Here is a 4,155-nt window from a genome sequence, read left to right as displayed (position 1 = left end):
TCATGGTCAAACCATGAATCGACCCACTGCTCGCCGCCTTCCAACGTAGAATCCCAAATACCGCCCAGCGTTTCGCCGATGTTGTCGAAGATGGTGCCGAAGTTTTCCATCGCGCCCCCTTATGCCTGCTTGGTAGGCAACGCCGTGACTTGCTCCACTGCTTCGACGATAACCGGCACACTGCCCACGCTTTCCTTGTCCAGCTCGAACGCCAACTGGCTGCGGGCGGCGGTGTTCAACATGCCGTCAGCACCAAAGCCATAGCGGATAAAGTCGAGGCTGAACCAACCATCATTTTGTTCTTTCTTGGATTGCGCCAAGTCGAAGGCGTTGTCGGTCTTGGTGACGTTCAATTCTTCGTAGTTGTCACGCAGGACACGAACGCGGCCGATGGAATCGTCAAGGAAGTGAATGCGCTTGAGGTTGAGTGCCGGGCTACGCTCGGCAAAGTCGAATGGTGTGCGGCCTGTTGCCGAGGCAAACCAAGTCAGCTCATAAAGGCGCGGCATGTAATAGCGCGTTGCCTGTGACGGCAGCACATGGGCACGGGCGCGAATGGTCGGCATCGCGGTTCCCGATGGTTTGGATTTTAGGGTGATATACACAAACCAAATTTCACCGCCCAAGGTAACAAGGTCGGTTTGGCGAACGCCAATTTTGGTGCGCAGCGTGGCATCACCAAACGAGATCACATAGCGACCCGGCTGGGCGTAGTTCTTGCGGTGGGCTTGCAGTTTGACCAGTGTTTCACCCGACACGTTGAACTTGGCCGAACCGTTTAGTGATACTTCGACGCGCTCAATATCACTTGGATCGGTAATGTCGGTGACCAGCTCGATGCTGTGATAAGTCGGACCCGCAACAAGGCGAAGCGAGGCACGCTGGCCCCAGCCAACACCCTCTACCGGATCAAGTTCTTTCGGACGCGGCGCGAACGGGGTTTGAATCAGTTCCATGTCGCCCCCTTACCCGATTGCGTCTTCAACGGCATCAACGTTGTTCGATGCCCAGACCACAGCACCCGCAACCAGCAAGGCAATGACGCCCGTGATCACATAGCCTTTTGTTTTTGCACTCATAGTGTTTGCTCTCTGTTGGTTTACTAAAAGACCCCAACAGCAAACCAAGGGATTTGGTTACAAGGCAAACGAAAAAAGCCCGCTAAACCTATAGGCTTGCGGGCTTTTGGAAATGTGGCACACGTCAAAAAGAAGGCGCTTTGTTTTTTGTCCGCTTGATCTAATTACCCATACTTTTCTCTTTCAATTATTCTCAAAAAAATCATAATACGCATGTCCATCAATAGTGACCATTTAGGAGTATACATTGGCCACACCAAGAGTTTTTATTAGTTCCACGTGTTATGACTTAAAACATATTAGGGAAAGTATAAAATACTTCGTTCGTAGTATAGGGTATGAACCAGTACTTAGTGATGATGGCGATGTATTCTATAATCCACAAGTCCATACTCATGATTCTTGTTTAAATGAGGTTGCCACATGTCAGTTATTTGTTTTGATTGTTGGCGGACGATATGGTGGAGTTTATAAAGATTCAACCGACTCTATAACCAACGAAGAATATAGAGCAGCTGTATCTCACAAAATACCAATTTTTACTTTAATTGACCAAGCTGTGTTTGCAGACCATCATCTTTATCAATCAAATAAGAATAATGATAAAGTTGATAGGGATAACATTAAATACCCAGCATCTGACAATATAAAAATATTTGATTTCATTAATGAAGTCAGATTAAATAGTTTGAATAATGCAATCCAGCCATTTAAAAACTATTTGGATATTGAGTCATATTTGAAAAAGCAATGGGCCGGGATGATGTTTGATTTTTTATTAAAGGTCAAACACCAAGAACAACAGATAATTACAAATAAATTACTGGCTGATTTGGCTACAGCAAGTAAAAAGACTGAAGAATTAGTCAAGTTTGTCTATGAAAAAGTCGATGATACAAACAACGCTCAAAATGTGATCGACTCGGTGTCTATGAAAGTCGAGGCTCAGGAGTTTGTTGATGGAATTAAGGAAATGTTTAATATTTCCTACCTTCAAACAACCAACTTAGAAAGATTATTAAGCACATCAATGAATCAGTCTTGGTCTAATTATTTAATTGAAGCTGCTGACTTTAAATTATCTTATGAGGAAGACACAAGAGAAAAGACCATTGATACAGTTTTGTGGGGGCCAAATAGCGGGCGTGGTTATGTATTAGATGATTCAGTGCTAATGCAAAAAAGTCTAGCGACAAAATTTTTATCATTAAGTAAACTACCTAATGAAGATAAACGTTCCATTCTTGATTCTTTTATAACGCCAATATTATAACCCAGACTGGTTGCAGTCTATTTAAATTAATCGGTTAACCAACTCTGAAATTAATGATTGGTTAACCGAAAAATATGTTCATATCTCTACCAAGATAACTCTCCTCTTTTATACTTCTTACCATCCTGCAAAATGTATTTGAGTTTCTGCAATGGGATGATCTCGCTAGCGGGTATGCCTGTTTTACGTTGTAGGTAGTGGGCACTGTCATCGGCCTTTTGCATCATCACACAGGCAAACTGACAGTTATCAATGATAGTTTTCGATACTTCCTGCCCACGTTGGAACATGTTGATGCAGTGCAAACCGAACTTGCGCCCTAGCCTCAAGATTTTACCGTGATACCCGGTAGCCTTTCCGGCTGTACTGGTATGCTCGGCCACTTCCTCACATACCACTTTTAGCGGTTTGGGGTGTTTGCCGTTACCGCATCCCCACACCACCATGCAAAACTTGTCGAAGTCGGCTTCGGTGGTTTCGTGTTGTGGTGTATAGGCAATCTTGAATCCCTGCTTGGTTTTTCGTCCGGCGATCAAGGCTTGCGCAAAGTCTTTCAGTTTGGCATAGCTGCGAACCTTACGCCCGGCCAGCTCGCCCTCATAATCCCCAAGCGGATCAAAAATGGCGACTTGGTCGGTCGGTTTGATAAACAGCTTTTTGGCTGCGGAGGTTTTCCCGCAGCCAGACATACCAACCACATAGACATGATGATTACTAAGGGCATTATTTTGGTTGATAGGTTGTAATTTCACGCGGCCACCTCGGCATTATCGCGGTTGGTGGTTTCGCGCTCTTTGGCTTGCTGGGCAATGTCTTCAGCCTTGAGCTGTTTCACCTGCATGAAACTCGATAGCCCCAACATCCCGATGGCGAACACGGCCATGATTTCATCTATATATTTGGCCAACCACGGCGGCGGATTCGCACCGTATTTGACGATCAGCGGTGCGACTTTGGTGGCAACGGCTTCGCACTGCTCCGGGTCAAACTTGAAACGTGGGTGCAGCATGGTTTTCATGGTCTGTTCAATAGTCATCAGGCCAACACAAACAATCCCTGCAGCGGCGTCGGTTTCGAGTGCCTGCTCTTTGGCTTCGGTTTGGCTTAATTCCGGGTCAAAATCATCATCCAGACTATTGATGAATGCCCGTTCGTCCTGCTCGTTATGGTTTTCGACCATATCTACAGGTGGGGTTTCGGTTTGAATTTCGCCTTGTTGCTCGGTATTCATTCGCTTTCCTTGTCTATAGGTTTAAATTCGGGTGACGACACCGCCAGTCAGTGCCCCAAGTACCAGCCCGCCAAGCACAAATCGCCAAAATCCGACTGGTTTTTCGCCTTCCGGTTCGGTTTGCTGTGGTTTCGGGTTCGCCTTGGGCTCTTGTTGTGACGCCGTCACAGTTTCGTTTTTTGTTTCTGGCTCGGTGATTGGCTCCGGTACTGATACGTTTATCACCTCTTTTTCTTCGGGCTGCTCGGCTTGGTGCAAGGCTTCCACGCTGGGGTAATGGATATTGAATTTGTCCTGCCAATATTTGCCCGTCTGCTGATTGGTACCGCAGTCGTCGCAGATGGAATATAGAAACTTGGCGCGCTTGCCCCTTGCCCGGTGAATGGTGCGGATTGCTCCGCACTCACAACGGTTGATACCTTCGACCTTGTTGGTTGAGGTGCGAACCGGCATTACTTCCATGCTTACCCCCTTTGCTCCAATTCAGATAATTTGCGGTTTACCCCTTCCATCCAAACCAGCATCAGGCGAATGGGTGCCATCACTTTTGATGCAAACGGGTTTTTCGATGC

The 4,155-nt window shown here is 46.4% G+C and carries 5 protein-coding genes; 1 reads left to right on the top strand and 4 read right to left on the bottom strand.

Translation table 11 applies throughout. From position 1 onward, the window contains the following. Positions 1–119: 119 nt before the first annotated feature. Entirely contained in the window at positions 120–956 is an 837-nt protein-coding gene (locus ABT56_RS22775) for a major capsid protein P2 (RefSeq protein WP_047881208.1), read from the bottom strand. 370 nt (positions 957–1,326) lie between these two features. On the opposite strand from ABT56_RS22775, the gene ABT56_RS22770 reads away from it, so the two are divergent. Beyond that, the gene (locus ABT56_RS22770; protein ID WP_053062612.1) at positions 1,327–2,352 is read left to right on the top strand and encodes a DUF4062 domain-containing protein; all 1,026 of its coding nucleotides are present in this window, start codon (positions 1,327–1,329) and stop codon (positions 2,350–2,352) included. 86 nt (positions 2,353–2,438) lie between these two features. On the opposite strand, the gene ABT56_RS22765 is transcribed toward ABT56_RS22770, so the two are convergent. The 3 genes from ABT56_RS22765 to ABT56_RS22755 are packed head-to-tail and all read right to left on the bottom strand — an operon-like array spanning position 2,439 to position 4,045. Next, the gene (locus ABT56_RS22765; RefSeq protein ID WP_047881209.1) at positions 2,439–3,041 is read right to left on the bottom strand and encodes an ATPase; all 603 of its coding nucleotides are present in this window, start codon (positions 3,039–3,041) and stop codon (positions 2,439–2,441) included. A 59-nt stretch (positions 3,042–3,100) separates the two neighbouring features. Next, a complete protein-coding gene (locus ABT56_RS22760; RefSeq protein WP_047881207.1) occupies positions 3,101–3,583 on the bottom strand; it encodes a hypothetical protein in 483 nt (160 codons plus the stop codon). A 21-nt stretch (positions 3,584–3,604) separates the two neighbouring features. Further along, positions 3,605–4,045 carry a hypothetical protein gene (locus ABT56_RS22755; protein WP_047881206.1) on the bottom strand — a complete coding sequence of 147 codons (441 nt, stop codon included), beginning with the start codon at positions 4,043–4,045 and terminating at the stop codon, positions 3,605–3,607. Between the last annotated feature and the right edge of the window lie 110 nt (positions 4,046–4,155).

This window comes from Photobacterium aquae, from assembly GCF_001029445.1.
GTDB lineage: Bacteria > Pseudomonadota > Gammaproteobacteria > Enterobacterales > Vibrionaceae > Photobacterium > Photobacterium aquae.
The sequence above is the reverse complement of the archived record's forward strand: the minus strand, read 5'-3'. Positions and strand labels throughout refer to the sequence as shown.

Excerpts from the sequence above, each read along its gene's own strand:
- ABT56_RS22775 (WP_047881208.1), bottom strand. The coding sequence starts at position 956 with ATGGAACTGATTCAAACCCCGTTCGCGCCGCGTCCGAAAGAACTTGAT.
- ABT56_RS22765 (WP_047881209.1), bottom strand. The coding sequence starts at position 3,041 with ATGTCTGGCTGCGGGAAAACCTCCGCAGCCAAAAAGCTGTTTATCAAA.
- ABT56_RS22760 (WP_047881207.1), bottom strand. The coding sequence starts at position 3,583 with ATGAATACCGAGCAACAAGGCGAAATTCAAACCGAAACCCCACCTGTA.
- ABT56_RS22755 (WP_047881206.1), bottom strand. The coding sequence starts at position 4,045 with ATGGAAGTAATGCCGGTTCGCACCTCAACCAACAAGGTCGAAGGTATC.